We start from the raw sequence: 17,479 nt of genomic DNA, 5'->3' as shown, positions 1-17,479 counted from the left end.
TAACGCAACTCGGTTACATTTTTTACTCGGTAACGTTATGCGGCGGGGTTCCGTCCCGGTTCGATCCCTTGCGCAAGCTGCCGGAACGCGAGCTCGGCCGCCCCCCTCGCCTCCGGTGCCACCGCGTCCGCACTCTCACCGTCCGCGATCCGCCGCGCGTTCTCCTCCGCGAGAATCCGCTGCACCGCCGCGATCTGCCCGGCCGCGAGCCGGGCCGGCACCGCGGGCCCGCCCAGCGCGCCGGCGAGCGCCCGCTCCGCACGCTCCTGCCAGCCGGCGAGCCGCGCGACGAGGGAGGGCGTCCCGTAGAGGAGCCGCTGGTACGCGATCACCTCCGGGTGGTCGCAGAGGCCGGTCACCGGGTCGCGCCGCTCAAGCCCTTCCAGGAAGTTCCGGCGCAGCGCCGCGAGCGGCGACTCGCCCTCCTTGCGGGCCGTCACGACCCGGGCCGCTTCGTCCTGGTGATCGGCGAACCGGTGCAGCACCAGGTCCTCTTTGGAGGGGAAGTACCGGAAGAGTGTCGGTTTCGACACGTCCGCCGCAGCCGCGACCTCCGCCACGGACACCGCGTCGTACCCCCGCTCCAGGAAGAGCCGGACCGCGGTCTCGGAGAGCAACTGCCGCGTGCGCTGCTTCTTGCGTGCGCGCAGACCGGGAACGGGGGTGTCGGGGCGGGTCATGGGGTCGAGGATAGGAGGCGGCGATCGGCTGCCGTCCCTCGCAACCGTGCCGCGGAAGGCCGCGAAGCTAGGTGGACGCGACCCTCTGTGGCAGCCGGTAGGCGAGCGTGCCGTACCAGGCGTACGAGACCGCGAAGCCGAAGGCGAGGCAGATGAGCCCGCCCACCGCGTCCATCCAGAAGTGGTTCGCCGTCGCCATGATGACCAGCAGCGTCAGCACCGGGTAGAGCACGCCCAGCGCCTTCACCCACAGCGGTCTCGCCAGTACGGCGATGGTGATGCCCGCCCACACGGACCAGCCCACGTGCATCGAGGGCATGGCGGCGTACTGGTTCGAGACGTTGGCGAGGTTGCCGGACGACATCGAGCCCCAGGTCTCGTGCGCCCGCACGGTGTCGATGAAGTCCATGCCCTCCATCAGCCGCGGCGGCGCCAGCGGGAAGCTGTAGTAGCCGACGAGGGCGAAGCAGGTGGTGATGGCGAGGGCCAGGCGTACGGCGGCGTAGCGGCCGGGCTGCCAGCGGTAGAGCCAGACGAGCACGCTGAGGGTGACGACGTAGTGGAGGATGCCGTAGTAGTAGTTCATCGACACCACGAGCCAGGTGACGCCGTCGACCGCGTGGTTGAGCGAGCGCTCGAAGGCCAGGCCCAGGCTCTCCTGGAGGCTCCAGATCCGGTCCGCGTTCTTCAGCGCCTGCGTCTCCTGCTCGGGCACCGCGTTGCGGATGATCGAGTACGTCCAGTAGACGAGCGCGACGAGCATGATCTCGAACCAGAGCCGCGGCGGGCGCGGCGAGCGCATCCGGTCGAGGAGGACGCCCAGCCGCTCCCGCGACGGTGCCGGAGATCTGCGTTTCTCCTCGGCCTCCGTGTCCGCCGAGGAATCGGGTGTCCGCCGGTCCTGGAGAGTCCTCGCAATCTCCGCTGGCCGGGGAGCAAGGTCCCGGGAATACGACGCGCCCATGGGCAGACAGTTTGCCAGACGGACGGCCGCGTCAAATCATCCCCCGGTGCCGCATGAGGACGGGTATATCCGCCCCGGGCCGTGGACCACGGCGTGTCGGCGCGGGACCCGGCGGGCGAGGGCGGGTCCCGCGCCGGATGGGGAGGGACGGCGCGGGACCCGGGTCGTGGGGTGGTGCGGGTCAGCCGACGGGCTTGAGCCAGCCGCTCAGCCGGACGGTGTCCTCGCCGTACGTGCGGTCCAGCTCACGCCGCAGCTCGGGGGTGGCGGCGACGACTTCGAGGGTGACGGCGTTGTGCACCGGGTCGACGCCGGAGGTGAGGAGCCCTTCGACGTCCTTGTCGAGCTGTCGCTGGATGCGGGTCAGCTCCTCCTGGGTGTGCTCGGCGCCGACGACGCACAGCGGGCCGTCCCAGACGTCGCGCAGCGCGCGCTCGGCGGCGTCGGGACCGCCGTCACCGTCACGGGTGTCGGCGACCCTGACGTTGACGATGGCGCCGTCGAGCCAGGAGCCGGCGTAGCCGGGCATCTTCTCGGCCTCGCGCAGCACCCGCTGATGGTCGGCGTCACCGGAGGCGCCCGGGTCCTTCCCGCCGTCCTTAAGCTCCGTGCAGGGGGTGTCGAAGTCCGCGCCGGCCCCGGGTTCGGCGGCCCCGTCCGCGGGGCGCGGCTTCTCGGCCAGGGTGAAGCGTCGGCCGTCCCAGGTGCCGACGAGCTCCAGCGGATCGGTGTACGTGGTGTCCCTCGCGCGGTGCGCGCGTACGTCGTCCCAGTCCCAGCCGACGACGTCCGGGCCGGCGCACTGCGGCGGCATCGACTCGGCGAGCGTGCGGCAGATCTGCGGGCCGTGCTCGCCGTTCGCCAGGACGGTGGCCTGGACGCGGTAGAGCTGGGCGGAGGGGTCGACGTCCCCGCGGCCACCGTCACCGGCGGACCCGGAGGCGTCCTCCGAGCCGCAGCCGGCGGCGATCACCGCGGCGGCGAGGGCGGCGGCGGTGGCCGCCGAGGTGCGTAGGGGGGTCGTTCGGTTCATGTCTCTCGGACGGCGCCGCTCCGTATCGGGTTCCCTCCCGGCCGATCGGGCGCGGCGATCACTCGTCGAGCGCCGCGCGGATCAGCCGCGCCGTCCCGGCGGCGTGTTCCTCGTCCCGGTACCTGGTCCGGGGCCAGAAGAAGCCGCGCAGGCCGTCCTTGCGGTTGCGGGGTACGACGTGGACGTGCAGGTGGGGCACGGACTGGCTGACCCGGTTGTTCATCGCGACGAAGGACCCGGCCGCGTCCATGCCCCGCTCCACGGCGCCGGTCAGCCGGCGGACCCGGACGAAGAACGGGCCGACCTCGGGCTCCGGCAGATCGGTGAGCGTCTCCACGTGCTGGCGCGGGATGAGCAGGAGGTGACCGGGGAAGAGCGGCCGGGCGTCGAGGAAGGCGACGGCCACCTCGTCCGCGAAGACCCGGTGGCTCGGGAGGTCACCGCGGGCGATGGCGCAGAAGGTGCAGTTCACCCCTCCAGTCAACACCGGGCCGATGACATCGCAGGGCACACGGCGGGCAGATGCACCGCACGCGACCGCAGCTCGGACAGACGGGTACAAGCGCGTTCATGACTCCAATGTCCCCTACCGGCCTGAGAATTGTGTGAGAACCGCGTGCATTACCGCTGAAGCCTCCGCCATTGACAGCACCCGCTGCCCTGACTAAGTACCTCGGTGAACTGTTCGGTAACCACCCGTTGGAGGCCCCGGTGCGCGCTCGGCTCACGGTCCTGACCACCGTCGCGGCACTCGCGCTCGGCTTCCTCGCCCCCACCGCGCTCGCCGATCCGGCCGGACAGCCCGTACGGGCCGGGGAGCCCCGCGGCGGGGAACGCCCCGGCTGCGACCCCATCGGCCCCGCCGACTGCCTGCTGCCGTTCCCCAGCGACTGGTACACCGAGCCCGACCGCCGTACGGACACCGGCCGCCGGGTGGCGTTCGAGCCGTCGGCCATGCCCGCCAACGCCGCCGGCACCCGCATCGACCCCGCGGAGTGGAACCGCAGCGACGGCTTCTCGCCCGGCTCGATGATCCTCGCCCACGTGCCCGGCCTCGACCTCGGCGAGACCGGCGCCGCGCCGCTCACCGACATCGGCGCCTCGCTCGACCGCGACGCGCCGATCGTGCTCCTCGACGCCGACACCGGCAAGCGCCATCCGTACTGGGCCGAGCTGGACGCCAACGCCACCGACCCCGCCCGCCAGGCCCTCATCGTGCGGCCCGCGCGCAACCTCGAAGAGGGCCACCGCTACGTCGTCGCCCTGCGCCGCCTCAAGGACGCCGAGGGCCGCGCCATCCCCGCCCCCGCCGCCTTCCGCCGCGTCGACGGCCCCGCGCTGCGCCGGAGCGACCCCCTCTACGAGCGCCAGCGCGACCACCGCCAGGTCCGGCGCGACCTCGACCGCGCCGGCGTCCGCACCGGCGGGCTCCACCTCGCCTGGGTCTTCACCGTCGCGAGCGAACGCAGCCTGAGCGAGCGGATGCTGCACATCCGCGACGACGCCTTCGCCGGCCTCGGCAAGGGCGTGCCGGAGCACCTGGTGTACGAGGTCGAGGAGCACCCCGCCGACGACCCCGTCGCCCGTACGGTCCGCGGCGTCTACAACGTTCCCAGCTACCTCGACGCCCCCGGCGGCCCGCCCGGCGCCGGCTTCCACCGCGCCGGCGCCGGCAAGGACGCACTGCCCGCCCGGTTGCCCGGCAACAACCAGGTGGTGCCGTTCCAGTGCGAGATCCCGCGCACCGCCCTCGGCGGTCCCGGCGGTCCCGGCGAGGCGGGCCGGCCCGTCCTGTACGGCCACGGGCTCCTCGGCAACGAGACGCAGGTCGGCTCCCGTACGCAGCGCGAACTGGCGGCCCGCGGCAACTTCGTCATGTGCGCCACGAAGTGGCAGGGCATGTCCGACGAGGACATCCCGTTCGTCGCGAGCACGCTGCAGGACCTCGGCCGCTTCCCCGCGGTCGCCGACCGGCTCCAGCAGGGCGTGCTCAACACCCTCTGGCTCGGCCGCCTCATGCGGCACGCGGACGGGCTCGCCGCGGACGACGCCTTCCGCGGCGCCGGCGGCGCGAGCGCGATCGACGTGCGCGCCCGCCTCGGCTTCGTCGGCCACAGCCAGGGCGGCATCATGGGCGGCATGTACACCGCCGTGGCGCAGGACAGCACGCGCTCCGTGCTCGGCGTACCGGCGATGAACTACAGCACGCTGCTCAACCGCAGCGTCGACTTCGCACCGTTCCAGCAGGTGCTGGACCAGGCGTACCCCGACAAGCTGCACCAGCAACTCGGCTTGGCGCTCATGCAGATGCTCTGGGACCGCGGCGAGGCGAACGGCTACGCGCAGCACATGACGTCCGACCCGCTGCCGCGCACCCCGCGCCACCAGGTGCTGATGCACGTCGCGTACGGCGACCACCAGGTCTCCCCCACCGCCGCCGAGGTGCAGGCCCGTACGGTCGGCGCCCGGATCCACCGCCCCGCGGTGGCCGAGGGGCGCAGCCCCGACGAGGAGCCGTACTGGGGGATACGCAAGCTGCGCTACCCGTCCACCGGTTCGGGGATGCTGATCTGGGACAGCGGCAGCCCGTACCAGCCGCTGACGAACACCCCGCCCACGGAGGGCCGGGACCCGCACGGCGACCCGCGCAGCTCGCCCGCCGCGCAGCGGCAGATGGCGGAGTTCCTGAACTCCGGCAGGATCGTGGACGTCTGCGGCGGCGCGCCGTGCACGGCGGATCCGGCGGGGTGAGCCGCTGCCGGTGAGCGGTGATCGCCGTACGATCGGCGCATGACTTCGAGTGAGCAGAACACCCCGCCCGCGCGTAAGGACCCGTGGGCCCTGCCCGACGTCTCGGGCCTGGCCGTCGGCGTGCTGGGCGGCACCGGTGACCAGGGCCGGGGGCTGGCCTACCGGCTGGCGCGGGCCGGGCAGCGGGTCGTCGTCGGCTCCCGGAAGGCGGAGCGGGCCGAGGCGGCGGCGGCCGAGCTGGGCAGCGGCGTGGAGGGCGCGGACAACGCGGAGTGCGCGCGGCGCAGCGACGTGGTGATCGTCGCGGTGCCGTGGGAGGGGCACGAGGCGACGGTCTCGGCGCTGCGTACGGAGCTGGCGGGCAAGCTCGTCGTGGACTGCGTGAACCCGCTGGGGTTCGACAAGAAGGGCGCGTACCCGATCCGTCCCGCCGAGGGCAGCGCGGCCGAGCAGGCGGCGGCGCTGCTGCCCGAAGCGCGGGTCACGGCGGCGTTCCACCACCTGTCGGCGGTGCTGCTCCAGGACCCCGCGGTGGAGCGGATCGAGACGGACGTGATGGTGCTGGGCGAGTCCCGGGAGGACACGGACGTCGTGCAGGCGCTGGCCGGTCTGATCCCGGGGATGCGCGGGGTGTACGCGGGCCGGCTGCGCAACGCGCACCAGGTCGAGTCGCTGGTGGCGAACCTGATCTCGGTCAACCGCCGCTACCGGGCGCACGCCGGGGTGCGGCTGACGGACGTCTGACGGACATCTGACGGACGTCCGGGAGTCACGCGGGCGGCGCCGGCAGGCGGGTGCCCGGCGTCGAGGGCCGGTGCCGGACGGGTGCGGCGTGGGGGCACAATGGATCCGCACGCCACACCCGAGGAGCCCGCCCCCATGCCGTCCGAGCCCCGCCAGCCCACGTCCTTCCTCGCCGGGTCCGACCGGCTCGCCGTCTTCACCGCCGTCGTGTGCGTGCTGTCGGTGGCCGCGGCCGTGGTGTCCTTCGTGAAGGGCTACTGGATCGGGGTGATCTGGGTGCTGCTGGCCGGGCTGTCGTCGAACATGACGTGGTTCTACGTACGCCGCGCGCGGCTGGCCCGCGACCAGGACCGGGGTCCGGCGAGCTAGTCCGGGCGAGCCCGGCCGGCGGGTGGGTCAGGCCGTACGGCGCCGGCCCCAGCCGAAGAGGTACACGGCCGCGCCGAGCGAGACGGCGAAGACGCCGCTCGCGGTGATCGCCGGCCAGGCGTCGTCGCCGCGGACGGCGGGGGCGCCCGGGGAGCCCATCGCGGGCGCGCGGCCGGGGTTCTTGCCGTCGACGGTGGTGTGCGGTGCGTCCTCCTGCTGGACGGGGACGGCGGCCCGCGGCGTGACGGCGGGCGGCGCCACGGCCGCGGCGGGGGCGATGACGGCCGCCCAGAGCAGCGGCGCGGCGAGGCCGGCGAGCAGCAGGCGGCGGCCGGGGTGTCCGGGGGGCATGGGCGGGGGTCCTCTCCACGGGGCCGACGGGCGTCTTTCCGCCAGCGTCCGCGCGGCCCCCGCCGGTGCCGTGTCGCCACGACGGCGGGCACCCGCATGCAGTTAATAAGATCACCGCATCGGCGCATCTCCGGCGCCCGGGTGCCCGCCGCCCCCGCGGGCTCAGTGGAAGCTGTGCTCCTCGGCCGGGAACGCCGCCGAGCCGACGTCCTCGGCGAAGGCCCTGGCCGCGTCACCGAGGCTCTGCCGCACCTGCGCGTACTGCTTGACGAAGCGCGGCAGCTTGCCGCCGGTCAGCCCCACCATGTCCGTCCAGACGAGCACTTGGGCGTCGGTGCCGGACCCCGCACCGATGCCGATCGTCGGGATCTCCAGCGAGCGCGTCACCTCGGCGGCCAGCTCCGCCGGCACCAGCTCCAGCACCAGCGCGAACGCGCCCGCGTCCTGCGCGGCCTTCGCGTCGCGCAGCAGCCGGTGGGCGTCCTCGTCGGAGCGGCCCTGCACGCGGTAGCCCATGGCGTTGACGGACTGGGGGGTGAGACCGAGGTGCGACATCACCGGGATGCCGGATTCCACCAGCAGTTCGGTCTGGCGCAGCGACCGCTCGCCGCCCTCCAGCTTCACCGCACCCACGCCGGCGTCCTTGACCAGCCGCGTCGCCGAGCGGAGCGCCTGGACCGGGCCTTCCTGGTATGAGCCGAAGGGCAGGTCCCCGACGACCAGGGCGCGCCGGGTGCCGCGGACCACCGCGGCGGCGAGCATCGTCATCTCGTCCAGCGTGACGGGCACGGTCGTGTCGTACCCGAGGTGGACGTTGCCCATGGAGTCGCCGACCAGCAGCACGGGGATACCGGCCTCGTCGAAGATGCCGGCGGTGGTCGAGTCGTACGCGGTCAGCATGGGCCACTTCTCGCCGCGCCGCTTGGCGGCGGCCAGGTCCCGGACGGTCACCCGGCGGCCCCGGCCGCCCCCGTCCCCGCCGTACAGCGCCGGGGCGGAGTCGGCCCCGGCGGGCGTCGTGCGGGCATGCGAAACGTGCGTCATCGCAAACGCTCCTTCGTCATCTCGAGGCGCCCTGACGGCGTCCCCGGACCACTTCCATGCTGGCACGCCGCAACGGCGAACGACACCCCGTCCGGGCACGTGTGCGGAAGGTCGCACCCGCCCGCATGTCGGGCCTGTGACCTGCTGCTCTTCTCCCGGTCCCGGCCCCGGCGACCCCTCCGGTACGAAACGGCGCCGTACCGGAATGCACGCTAGCGTGGATTTCATGGACACCGCGCAACGGATTGCCCCGGAGGTCCACCGCCGCCGCTGGGTCATCCTCGGGGTGCTCGTCTTCAGCCTGCTCGTCGTCGTCCTCGACAACTCCATCCTCAACGTCGCGATGAAGACGATCGCCAGCCCCGCCCCCACCGGCCTGGGCGCCAGCCAGAGCGAGCTGGAGTGGGCGATCGACGCGTACACCCTGGCCTTCGCGGGCCTGCTGTTCACCGCGGGCGTCCTGGGCGACCGGCTGGGGCGCAAGCGGGTGCTGCTGGGCGGCATGGTCGTCTTCGGCATCGGCTCGGTGCTCGCCGCGTTCTCCGGCAGCCCGGGCGAGCTGATCGCCTTCCGCACCCTGATGGGCCTGGGAGGCGCCTTCGTCCTGCCCGCCACGCTGGCGATCATCGTGAACGTCTTCGAGCGCGACGAGCAGCCCCGGGCCATCGGCATCTGGGCCGGGGCCGTGGGCCTGGCCATCGCCATCGGGCCGATCACCGGCGGGCTGCTGCTGGAGCACTTCTGGTGGGGTTCGGTCTTTCTGGTCAACGTCCCGATCATCCTCGTCGCTCTGACCGGGATGACGCTGGTGGTCCCCGACTCCAAGGACCCGGCCCCCGGCCGGATCGACCCCCCGGGCGTGCTGCTGTCCATCACGGGCCTGGTGCTGATCGTCTACGGCGTGGTCCGGGGCGGTCAGCGTGCCGACTTCGGTGCGCCGGAGGTCTGGGGCACGATCGTGGGCGGAGCGGTCGTCCTCGCGCTCTTCGTCCGGTACGAGCGCCGCAGCCGGCACCCGGCGCTCGACGTCCGGTGGTTCCGCAACCCGCGCTTCTCCGCCTCGGTCGCCGTCATCGGCCTGGTGTTCTTCGCGCTCATGGGCGTGACGTTCTTCATGGTCTTCTACATCCAGAGCGTGCGCGGCCTGTCGCCGCTGGACTCCGGGCTGCTCCTGCTGCCGCTGGCCATCGCCCAGTTGATCTTCGCACCGCGGTCCAGGCTGGTGGTCAACCGGTTCGGCGCCCGGGCGGTCTGCACCGTGGCCATGGTCGGCGTCGCCGTCGCCTTCGCCGGCTTCCTGCTGCTGGACGAGTCGTCGCCGCTGTGGATCCTGGAGGTGCTGTTCTTCCTCATGGGCAGCGCGATGGCGCACGTCATGCCGCCGGCGACCACCTCGATCATGCAGTCGCTGCCGCCCGAGAAGGCCGGCGCCGGCTCCTCGGTCAACAACACCTTCCGGCAGGTCGGCGGCGCCCTCGGGGTCGCCGTGCTCGGCTCGCTGCTGTCGTCGGTCTACCGCGGCCAGGTGTCGCTGCCCCCGCAGGCGCCGAGGGCGGCGGGCGAGTCCATCGAGGCCACCCTCACCTTCGCGGAGCGCGCCGGACCCGCCGGGAAGAAGCTGATCGCCCAGGCCGACGACGCGTTCATCCACGCGATGCACGTGACGTCCCTGGTGGCGGCGGGCGCGGCGCTGATGGGCGCGGCGGTGGCCGCGGCGTTCATGCCGGCGAAGGGCCGCGACACCGCCGCGCCGGCACGGGGCCGGGAGAATACGCCGTCCACGCGGCACTAGCGGCGCACGAGGGCGGTGTACGAGGGGCGGCGCACGGCATGGTGGCCCGCAGGCCGTACGCTGCCCGGGACGGCCGCCGCCCGCGGAACAGGCCGCGCGGGTCGTCGGCGCCGTGCCCGGCGGGGTGCCTTCACCGGTCCGATGAAATGTCCCGGTTTCGCTACGGTGACCTTCGCGCGCGCCCTGTCCGCAACTCACGGCGCCGTCCCGTTCGTCAGGTAGGGGGGAACGGGGGCGGACCGGCGACTGCAGTGACGTGAGGAACAGCGCATGACGCACGTGGACATGGCGGAAACCGGACGCGGCAGCGGGACGACGCACGCGCCCGCTCCCGCGGAGTCGCGCGCGGTGTACTGGCGCCGCCGGCTCCGCGAGGGCCTGGGCCCCGGCACCTGGCGCCGCGGCCTGGTGGTCGCCGCGCTCGCGCTGCTGGACGGCCTCGTGATGATGGGCCACGCGGCGATCCCCAACCGGGTCGGCAGCCTGGGCAGCCTGGTCGAGACGTTCCTGCCGTGGTTCGGGCTGGCCGTCCCGGTGCTGCTGGTGTGCGCGCTGTGGCGGCGGTCGATGACCGCCGTGTGCGCGCTGGTGCTGCCGGTGTTCGTCTGGTTCAACCTCTTCGGCGGCCTGCTCACCGACAAGTCGTCGGGCGGCGGCGACCTCACCGTCGTCAGCCACAACGTCGCCGAGGAGAACACCGACGTCGCCGGCACCGCCCGCAAGCTGGTGGACTCCGGCGCCGACGTGCTCGCCCTGCAGGAGGTCACGCAGGACAACAGGGCGGCGTACGAGGACGGCCTCGCGGAGGCGTACCCGTACCACGAGGTGGCGGGCACGGTCGGGGTGTGGAGCAAGTACCCGCTGTCGAAGACCCGGCCGGTGGACCTCCACATGGGCTGGACCCGCGCCCTGCGCACCACCGTCGCCACCGACAGCGGCCCGCTCGCGCTCTACACCGCCCACCTGCCGTCCGTGCGGGTGAAGGCCGACGCGGGGTTCACGGCCAACCGGCGCGACGCGAGCGCCCACGCGCTCGGCGAGGCCATCAGGGGGGAGGCGGCCGAGCGCGTGGTCCTCCTCGGCGACCTCAACGGCACCATGAACGACCGGGCGCTGGCGAACGTCACCTCGCAGGTGCGCTCCGCACAGGGCGCGGCGGGCAGCGGCTTCGGCTTCAGCTGGCCGGCGGACTTCCCGATGGCGCGGATCGACCAGATCCTCGTGCGCGGGGTGGAGCCGGTCAGCTCCGACGTGCTCGGCGCGACGGGCAGCGACCACCGCCCGGTACGGGCCTCGGTGAACCTGTGACGCCCGCGCGCCGCGCGGCCCCGCCGGCTAGACCCGCTCCCGCCAGCGGTTGGTGATCGGCAGCCGGCGGTCCTTGCCGAAGCCCTTGGGCGAGATCTTCGTCCCCGGCGGGTACTGCCGGCGCTTGTACTCCGCCGTGTCGACCATCCGCAGCACCCGCTCCACCAGCTCCGGCTCGTACCCGCGGGCGACGATCTCCGCGCTGCCGCAGTCGCGGTCGACGTACAGCTCCAGGACCGCGTCGAGCACGTCGTAGTCCGGCAGCGAGTCGGTGTCGAGCTGGCCGGGGGCCAGCTCGGCGCTGGGCGGCTTGGAGATGGAGTTCTCCGGGATCGGCGGGATCTCGTTGCGCCCGGCGGCGACCGCGTTGCGCCACTTCGCGAGCCGGAAGACGACCGACTTGTAGACGTCCTTGATCGGGCCGTAGGCGCCGACGGAGTCGCCGTAGAGCGTGGAGTAGCCCACGGCCAGCTCGCTCTTGTTGCCGGGGGCCAGGACGAGCTGGCCCTCCTGGTTGGAGACGGCCATGAGCAGCGTGCCGCGCAGCCGGGACTGGAGGTTCTCCTCGGCCAGACCGGTCAGCGCCAGGGATTCCATGTAGGCGTCGAACATCGGGCCGATGGGGACGCTGCGCAGGTGCAGCCCGGTGCGGCGGGCGAGCTCCGCGGCGTCGTCGCGGGAGTGCTGGGAGGAGTAGCGCGACGGCATGGAGATGCCGTACACCTGCCCGGCGCCGACGGCGTCGCACGCGACGGCGGCGACGAGGGAGGAGTCGATGCCGCCGGAGAGCCCGATGAGGACGGAGCCGAAGCCGTTCTTCTCGACGTACGCGCGCAGCCCGGTGACCAGCGCCGTGTACATCTCCTCCTCGTCGGAGAGGCTCTCGGCGACGACCCCCGGGTACCGGCGCGCGTACGGCGCGACGGGTTCGGCCGAGAGCGTGACGTGCTCGATGCGCAGCCCGTCGTCGGCGACGCCGGCCGGCGGCTGCGCGGGGGCGGCGGGCAGGTCGAGGTCGACGAGCAGGCACTCCTCGGTGAACTGGGTGGCGCGCGCGACGACCTCGCCGCGCCCGTCGACGACGATCGAGTCGCCGTCGTAGACCAGCTCGTCCTGGCCGCCGGTCATCGCGACGTACGCCGTCGTGCAGCCCGCCTCCTGGGCGCGCTTGCGGACCAGCTCCAGGCGGGTGTCGTCCTTCTTCAGCTCGTACGGCGAGGCGTTGACGGTCACGAGCAGCCCGGCGCCGGCGATCCGCGCGGACGGCACCCGGCCGCCGTCCTGCCACAGGTCCTCGCAGATCGCCAGCGCGACGTCGACGCCCCCGACCCGCACGACGGGCATGGTGTCGCCGGGGACGAAGTAGCGGAACTCGTCGAAGACGCCGTAGTTGGGCAGGTGGTGCTTGGCGAAGGTGAGAACGACCTCACCGCGGTGCAGCACGGCCGCCGCGTCCTTGGGGGAGCCCGCGGGCTGCCCGAAGCGGTGGCGCGAGTCACTGCGGTCGAGGTAGCCGACGAGGACGGGGGTCTCCCCCAGGCCCTCGTCGGCCAGCCGCCCGGCGAGGGTGCGCAGCGCGGCGCAGGACGCCTCGACGAAGGAACGGCGCAGGGCCAGGTCCTCGACGGGGTAGCCGGTGAGGACCATCTCGGGGAAGGCCACGAAGTGCGCGCCGCGGTCGGCCGCGTGCCGGGTCCAGCGGACGACGGCGTCGGCGTTGCCGTCGAGGTCGCCGACGGTGGCATCGATCTGATTCAGCGCGAGGCGAAGTTGAGGCACACGGCCATTTTATCGTCTCTCTGACGCGATGTCGTGTGCGGGCGGCGCGGGCTGCGTCACAGCCGCGGACCGCCGATCACAGAAACTCCGCGCAGATTTGTGATCCGGTCCAGTTCACCCGTCACGGCCGCGTGGGCATCGTGGCGCGGGCACCCCTTCGCCCCCGCACGCAGCCACCGACACCCGGACCGGAGGACCCCTCATGGAGCGCCGCTCGTTTCTCCGCGCAGTCACCGCAGGCACCGGCGCCGTCGCCGTCACCGGCGGACTCTGGCACGCCGCCGCGGCACCGGCGGCGGCAGCCGCGGCGGACAGCCCGTACGGGCCGCTGCTGGCGCCCGACGCCAACGGGCTGGCGCTGCCGGAGGGCTTCACGGGCCGCGTCGTCGCCCGCTCCACCCGCCCGGTCGGCGGCATCACGTGGCACGGAGCGCCCGACGGCGGCGCGTGCTTCGCCGACGGCGACGGCTGGATCTACGTCTCCAACTCCGAACTCCCGCTGATCGGCGGCGTGTCCGCGCTCCGCTTCGCCGCGGACGGCTCGGTGACGGCGGCCCGCCGCATCCTGAACGGCACGAACCTCAACTGCGCGGGCGGGGCGACGCCCTGGAACACGTGGCTGTCGTGCGAGGAGACCTACCGCGGCAGGGTCTACGAGACCGACCCGTACGGCAACCGCTCGGCGACCTCCTACGGGGCGATGGGCCGCTTCAAGCACGAGGCGGCGGCGTGCGACACGGACCGGCGGGTGGTCTACCTCACCGAGGACGAGGACGACGGCTGCTTCTACCGCTTCACGCCACAGTCGTGGGGAGCGTGGGGCGCGCTGTCGTCGGGCCGGCTCGACGTGCTGTGCGACGCGGGCGGCGGGGCGGTGGAGTGGCGCGAGGTCCCGGCCCCGGACGCGCCGTGGCCATGGGAGCAGACGCGCGCACAGGTCGACCAGGCGCTGCACTTCGACGGCGGCGAGGGCTGCTACTACTCGCCGCAGGCGGGTGTCTGCTACTTCACGACGAAGGGCGACAACCGCGTCTGGGCCTACGACGCCGGCGCCCACTCCCTCGCCGTGGTCTACGACGCGGACGAGCCACTGGGCACGGTCGACAACATCACGGGCCGCGCGGGCGGCGACCTGTACGTCGCCGAGGACGGCGGCAACATGGAGATCAACATCATCACCCCCGAGGGAACGGTGGCCCCGGTGGTCCGGATCGACGGTCACCCGGAGTCGGAGATCACGGGCCCGGCGTTCTCCCCGGACGGCTCGCGGCTGTACTTCTCGTCGCAGCGGGGGGAAAGCGGCTTCGTGGCGGGCACGGACGGGGTGACGTACGAGGTCCACGGCCCGTTCCGGGCCTAGTACGGGCTTCAGGGGCGACAACCCCGCCCTCCGCCGCAGGCCCCCGAAACGGTGATACCCGCGCCTTTCCCTGCGCGCCGCGGCCCTGTCCGGCAGCATCCCGCCGCATGGATGCCGTGCGCGTGGCGATGCTGCGGGAAGTGCTGGCCGGGACCGAGTGGCCCGGGGCGGCGCGGCGGTTCGCCGGGGCGCTGCGGAGGTCCGTCGAGGGACAGGGGGGCGGGTTGTTGCTGGTGGGCACCGAGGCGTACGAGCCCTGGCACCTCGCCGCCCACCTCGACGACGAAGCCGTCTGGTCCGGCCTGCCCGCTCTCTCCCCCACCCTCGTACGCCACCGGGTGCCGAAGGACGGCCCCGTCCATCTCGGCGTCGGCCTCGGCCGGCTGGAGGCCGCCGGCCGCGGCGAGACCCTGCTCGTCGTCGCCCCGGACGAGCCCGGCGGGGCGCTGCTGGAGCGCGTCGGCGACGCCCGCCGCGCCGGGGCCGCGGTGCTGGCGCTGGACGGCGGCTCCACGGAGCTGCCGGCCCTCGCCCACGAACTGCTCACGGTGCCCGGCGACAGCGGCGACATCGACCTGGAAACCGTGCAGCACCTCGTCAGCGCCGCCGCCGGGGAGAACGGCGCCCCCTCCGCGCCCCCCGCCGCCTCCGGCCGCTCCGGTTTCCGCGACCGCCTCGCCCGCCTCGCCGAGGTGCTGTCGTCCCCGCCCCCGTCCCGCTGGTAGCGCCGCCGGCGGCCGGTCCGAAATTCCCTTGCGGCCCGCCGTGCGCCCGCCCGAGCATGGCCCCTCGTGGCCGACGAATCCCGCACCTACCGCGACCTCCTCCCCGACCTCGCCCCCTGGCACGCCTCGCGCGACTTCCGCCTGATGTGGGTCGCCGGCCTCATCACCTCCTTCGGCAGCTTCCTCACCTTCGTCGCGCTGCCCGTGCAGGTGAAGGAGCTGACCGGCTCCGCCCTCGCGGTCGGCGCCATCGGCACCGTGGAGCTGGTTCCGCTCATCGTCTTCGGCCTCTACGGCGGCGCCCTCGCCGACGCCATGGACAAACGGAAGCTGATCCTCTCCAGCGAGGCGGGGCTCGGTCTCGCCTGCGCCGTGCTGCTCGTCAACAGTCTGCTCCCGGAGCCGATGCTCTGGCCCCTGTACCTCGTCGCCGCGCTCACCAGCGCGCTGACCGGCATCCAGCGCCCGGCCCTCGACTCGATCGTCCCGCGCATCGTGCCGCACGAGCACCTGCCCGCCGCCGCCGCGCTCAACTCCCTGCGCTGGCAGCTCGGCGGCATCGCGGGACCCGCGCTCGCCGGGTTCATCGTCGCGTACGCCGGGCTGCCGTGGGCGTACGCGCTGGATGCCGGGACGTTCGCCGTCTCCGTCGGTCTCGCGCTGATGCTCGCCCCCTCCCCCGCGGCGCGCGAGGCGGTGGCGCCGAGCCTGCGCGCCGTCGCGGAGGGCGCGCGCTACGCCTGGCACCGCAAGGAGCTGCTGGGCACGTACGCCATCGACCTGACGGCGATGTTCTTCGCCTTCCCCCTCGCGCTCTTCCCGTTCCTCGCGGACGATCTGGACGCACCGTGGGCGCTGGGGCTGATGTACGCGGCGCTGCCCGCGGGATCGCTGCTGGTGAGCCTGACCAGCGGGTGGACCCGTCGGGTGCACCGGCACGGCCGGGCGGTGATGCTGTCGGCTGCCGGGTGGGGGCTGGCGATCACGGCGGCGGGGGTGATGCCCCACGCCTGGACGGTGCTGCTGCTGCTCGTGGTGGCGGGCGCGTTCGACATGGTGAGCGGGGTGTTCCGGTCGGCGATGTGGAACCAGACCATCCCCGACGAGCTCCGCGGCCGGCTCGCGGGCATCGAGCTGCTGTCGTACTCCGTCGGCCCGGTGGCCGGGCAGTTCCGCTCCGGCGGGGTGGCGGCGCTGACGAGCGTGCGGACGTCTATCTGGTCGGGCGGGGCGATGTGCGCGGGCGCGGTGGTGCTGCTGGCGGTGTGCCTGCCGAAGCTGATGACGTACGACGCGCGCACGAACGAGCACGCGGTGCGGGAACGGGAGCGCCGCGCCGCGGCGGGCCCGTCACCGGCCGCCGCGGCGTGAGCGCACCCTGGTCCCTCAGCGCCCCGGCCCGCCGTCGCGGTCCGCGTCGTCGTTCCAGCGCGCGTCCTCGTCCCACTCCTCGTTCCGCGCCTCCGCCGTCTCGATCGCCCGCGCCGCCTCCTCCGGCGTCGCGTACGGCCCGAGGCGGTTCAGGGCCTTGCACTGGGGCCCCTCCTCGACCCGCTCGTGCTCCAGGCAGTAGTACCACTCGCCCGGTTTGCCCGCCGTCTTCTTCCTGAACAGCGCCATCTCACTCCTCACCTGCGCCGTGCCGGCCCGCTCTGCCGCCGCCCATCGTGCCCGATTCCCCGCGGTTAGACTCGGATGCATGTCTGGCCAGTCGTCGCTGCTCGCACCCGGAACGCTCTCCCCGCCCCGCGCCGTTCCCCCCGCCATCCCACGCCCCGAGTACGTCGGGAAGAAGGGCCCCGCACCCTACAGCGGGCCCGAGGTCCAGGACGCGGAGACCGTCGAGCGGATGCGCGTCGCCGGGCGGATCGCCGCGCGGGCCATGGCCGCCGCCGCGGAGCACATCGCGCCCGGGGTGACGACGGACGAGCTGGACCGGGTGGCGCACGCGTACCTGTGCGACCACGGCGCGTACCCCTCCACCCTCGGCTACCGCGGCTTTCCCAAGTCGCTGTGCACCTCGGTCAACGAGGTCATCTGCCACGGCATCCCGGACTCCACCGTGCTCCACGACGGTGACATCGTGAACCTCGACGTCACCGCGTTCATCGGCGGCGTGCACGGCGACAACAACGCCACGTATCTCGTCGGCGACGTCGACGAGACCTCCCGGCTGCTGGTCGAGCGCACCCGCGAGTCGCTGAACCGGGCGATCAGGGCGGTCCGTCCGGGCCGGCAGGTCAACGTCATCGGCCGGGTCATCGAGTCGTACGCCAAGCGCTTCGGCTACGGCGTCGTCCGCGACTTCACCGGCCACGGCGTCAACACCGCCTTCCACTCCGGCCTGATCATCCCGCACTACGACGACCCGCGCGCCACCACGGTGATGCGGCCCGGGATGACCTTCACCATCGAGCCGATGCTGACGCTGGGGACGCACGAGTACGACATGTGGGACGACGGCTGGACCGTGGTGACCAAGGACCGCAAGCGCACGGCCCAGTTCGAGCACACGCTCGTGGTGACGGAGTCCGGCGCGGAGGTGCTGACTCTGCCGTAGCCGCCGGCCGGGCGGTCTT

The 17,479-nt window shown here is 73.4% G+C and carries 17 protein-coding genes; 9 read left to right on the top strand and 8 right to left on the bottom strand.

The features are described 5' to 3' along the window. Positions 1-35: 35 nt before the first annotated feature. From I003_RS0107340 to I003_RS0107325, 4 genes are all read right to left on the bottom strand, one after another. Positions 36-680 carry a TetR/AcrR family transcriptional regulator gene (locus tag I003_RS0107340; RefSeq protein ID WP_027770929.1) on the bottom strand — a complete coding sequence of 215 codons (645 nt, stop codon included), beginning with the start codon at positions 678-680 and terminating at the stop codon, positions 36-38. A 67-nt stretch (positions 681-747) separates the two neighbouring features. After that, positions 748-1,482, bottom strand: a complete 735-nt coding sequence (locus I003_RS0107335) for a phosphatase PAP2 family protein (RefSeq protein WP_027770928.1) — start codon at positions 1,480-1,482, stop codon at positions 748-750. 343 nt (positions 1,483-1,825) lie between these two features. Next, on the bottom strand, positions 1,826-2,677 hold the full coding sequence (locus tag I003_RS0107330; RefSeq protein WP_027770927.1) for a hypothetical protein: 852 nt from the start codon (positions 2,675-2,677) through the stop codon (positions 1,826-1,828). A 58-nt stretch (positions 2,678-2,735) separates the two neighbouring features. Then, the gene (locus I003_RS0107325) at positions 2,736-3,149 is read right to left on the bottom strand and encodes an HIT family protein (RefSeq protein ID WP_027770926.1); all 414 of its coding nucleotides are present in this window, start codon (positions 3,147-3,149) and stop codon (positions 2,736-2,738) included. Positions 3,150-3,388: 239 nt separating this feature from the next. Between I003_RS0107325 and I003_RS0107320 the strand changes: the two genes are divergently transcribed. The 3 genes from I003_RS0107320 (at position 3,389) to I003_RS31665 (ending at position 6,541) form a co-directional block, all read left to right on the top strand. Continuing rightward, positions 3,389-5,428, top strand: a complete 2,040-nt coding sequence (locus I003_RS0107320) for a hypothetical protein (protein ID WP_027770925.1) — start codon at positions 3,389-3,391, stop codon at positions 5,426-5,428. A gap of 39 nt (positions 5,429-5,467) precedes the next feature. Continuing rightward, positions 5,468-6,172, top strand: a complete 705-nt coding sequence (gene npdG, locus I003_RS0107315; RefSeq protein ID WP_027770924.1) for an NADPH-dependent F420 reductase — start codon at positions 5,468-5,470, stop codon at positions 6,170-6,172. Positions 6,173-6,307: 135 nt separating this feature from the next. Continuing rightward, a complete protein-coding gene (locus tag I003_RS31665; RefSeq protein ID WP_037720316.1) occupies positions 6,308-6,541 on the top strand; it encodes a hypothetical protein in 234 nt (77 codons plus the stop codon). A 27-nt stretch (positions 6,542-6,568) separates the two neighbouring features. Here the strand turns inward: I003_RS31665 and I003_RS0107305 are convergent, their stop codons facing one another. Together I003_RS0107305 and panB are read right to left on the bottom strand one after the other, a co-directional pair. Further along, entirely contained in the window at positions 6,569-6,892 is a 324-nt protein-coding gene (locus I003_RS0107305) for a hypothetical protein (protein ID WP_027770923.1), read from the bottom strand. A 162-nt stretch (positions 6,893-7,054) separates the two neighbouring features. Further along, positions 7,055-7,936, bottom strand: coding sequence for a 3-methyl-2-oxobutanoate hydroxymethyltransferase (gene panB, locus I003_RS0107300; RefSeq protein ID WP_027770922.1), 882 nt, complete (start codon positions 7,934-7,936; stop codon positions 7,055-7,057). A 226-nt stretch (positions 7,937-8,162) separates the two neighbouring features. On the opposite strand from panB, the gene I003_RS0107295 reads away from it, so the two are divergent. Beyond that, complete coding sequence (locus tag I003_RS0107295; RefSeq protein ID WP_027770921.1) at positions 8,163-9,728, top strand: MFS transporter; 1,566 nt, start codon at positions 8,163-8,165, stop codon at positions 9,726-9,728. A 270-nt stretch (positions 9,729-9,998) separates the two neighbouring features. Further along, complete coding sequence (locus I003_RS0107290; protein ID WP_027770920.1) at positions 9,999-11,036, top strand: endonuclease/exonuclease/phosphatase family protein; 1,038 nt, start codon at positions 9,999-10,001, stop codon at positions 11,034-11,036. Positions 11,037-11,063: 27 nt separating this feature from the next. On the opposite strand, the gene I003_RS0107285 is transcribed toward I003_RS0107290, so the two are convergent. Beyond that, the gene (locus I003_RS0107285; RefSeq protein ID WP_027770919.1) at positions 11,064-12,815 is read right to left on the bottom strand and encodes an NAD+ synthase; all 1,752 of its coding nucleotides are present in this window, start codon (positions 12,813-12,815) and stop codon (positions 11,064-11,066) included. Between the two features lie 202 nt (positions 12,816-13,017). On the opposite strand from I003_RS0107285, the gene I003_RS0107280 reads away from it, so the two are divergent. The 3 genes from I003_RS0107280 to I003_RS0107270 all read left to right on the top strand — a co-directional run bounded on the left by I003_RS0107280 (position 13,018) and on the right by I003_RS0107270 (position 16,271). Then, positions 13,018-14,175: an alkaline phosphatase PhoX gene (locus I003_RS0107280; RefSeq protein WP_027770918.1), complete on the top strand. Its 1,158-nt coding sequence runs from the start codon at positions 13,018-13,020 to the stop codon at positions 14,173-14,175. A gap of 107 nt (positions 14,176-14,282) precedes the next feature. Continuing rightward, the gene (locus I003_RS0107275) at positions 14,283-14,900 is read left to right on the top strand and encodes a hypothetical protein (RefSeq protein ID WP_027770917.1); all 618 of its coding nucleotides are present in this window, start codon (positions 14,283-14,285) and stop codon (positions 14,898-14,900) included. Between the two features lie 66 nt (positions 14,901-14,966). After that, entirely contained in the window at positions 14,967-16,271 is a 1,305-nt protein-coding gene (locus I003_RS0107270) for an MFS transporter (protein ID WP_027770916.1), read from the top strand. A gap of 15 nt (positions 16,272-16,286) precedes the next feature. Here the strand turns inward: I003_RS0107270 and I003_RS0107265 are convergent, their stop codons facing one another. Then, on the bottom strand, positions 16,287-16,520 hold the full coding sequence (locus I003_RS0107265) for a hypothetical protein (protein ID WP_027770915.1): 234 nt from the start codon (positions 16,518-16,520) through the stop codon (positions 16,287-16,289). Between the two features lie 79 nt (positions 16,521-16,599). Here I003_RS0107265 and map point away from each other — a divergent pair, with 79 nt between their 5' ends. Beyond that, positions 16,600-17,460: a type I methionyl aminopeptidase gene (gene map, locus I003_RS0107260; RefSeq protein WP_027770914.1), complete on the top strand. Its 861-nt coding sequence runs from the start codon at positions 16,600-16,602 to the stop codon at positions 17,458-17,460. Positions 17,461-17,479 lie beyond the last annotated feature (19 nt).

This window comes from Streptomyces sp. CNQ329, assembly GCF_000482585.1.
Note: the sequence above shows the minus strand (reverse complement) of the source record. Positions and strands in the feature narration are given on the sequence as shown.

What these genes read in the sequence shown, in the direction of transcription:
- I003_RS0107340 (WP_027770929.1), bottom strand. Translation starts at nt 680, where the DNA reads ATGACCCGCCCCGACACCCCCGTTCCCGGTCTGCGCGCACGCAAGAAG.
- I003_RS0107335 (WP_027770928.1), bottom strand. Translation starts at nt 1,482, where the DNA reads ATGCGCTCGCCGCGCCCGCCGCGGCTCTGGTTCGAGATCATGCTCGTC.
- I003_RS0107330 (WP_027770927.1), bottom strand. Translation starts at nt 2,677, where the DNA reads ATGAACCGAACGACCCCCCTACGCACCTCGGCGGCCACCGCCGCCGCC.
- npdG (WP_027770924.1), top strand. Translation starts at nt 5,468, where the DNA reads ATGACTTCGAGTGAGCAGAACACCCCGCCCGCGCGTAAGGACCCGTGG.
- I003_RS31665 (WP_037720316.1), top strand. Translation starts at nt 6,308, where the DNA reads ATGCCGTCCGAGCCCCGCCAGCCCACGTCCTTCCTCGCCGGGTCCGAC.
- I003_RS0107305 (WP_027770923.1), bottom strand. Translation starts at nt 6,892, where the DNA reads ATGCCCCCCGGACACCCCGGCCGCCGCCTGCTGCTCGCCGGCCTCGCC.
- panB (WP_027770922.1), bottom strand. Translation starts at nt 7,936, where the DNA reads ATGACGCACGTTTCGCATGCCCGCACGACGCCCGCCGGGGCCGACTCC.
- I003_RS0107295 (WP_027770921.1), top strand. Translation starts at nt 8,163, where the DNA reads ATGGACACCGCGCAACGGATTGCCCCGGAGGTCCACCGCCGCCGCTGG.
- I003_RS0107290 (WP_027770920.1), top strand. Translation starts at nt 9,999, where the DNA reads ATGACGCACGTGGACATGGCGGAAACCGGACGCGGCAGCGGGACGACG.
- I003_RS0107280 (WP_027770918.1), top strand. Translation starts at nt 13,018, where the DNA reads ATGGAGCGCCGCTCGTTTCTCCGCGCAGTCACCGCAGGCACCGGCGCC.
- I003_RS0107275 (WP_027770917.1), top strand. Translation starts at nt 14,283, where the DNA reads ATGGATGCCGTGCGCGTGGCGATGCTGCGGGAAGTGCTGGCCGGGACC.
- I003_RS0107265 (WP_027770915.1), bottom strand. Translation starts at nt 16,520, where the DNA reads ATGGCGCTGTTCAGGAAGAAGACGGCGGGCAAACCGGGCGAGTGGTAC.
- map (WP_027770914.1), top strand. Translation starts at nt 16,600, where the DNA reads ATGTCTGGCCAGTCGTCGCTGCTCGCACCCGGAACGCTCTCCCCGCCC.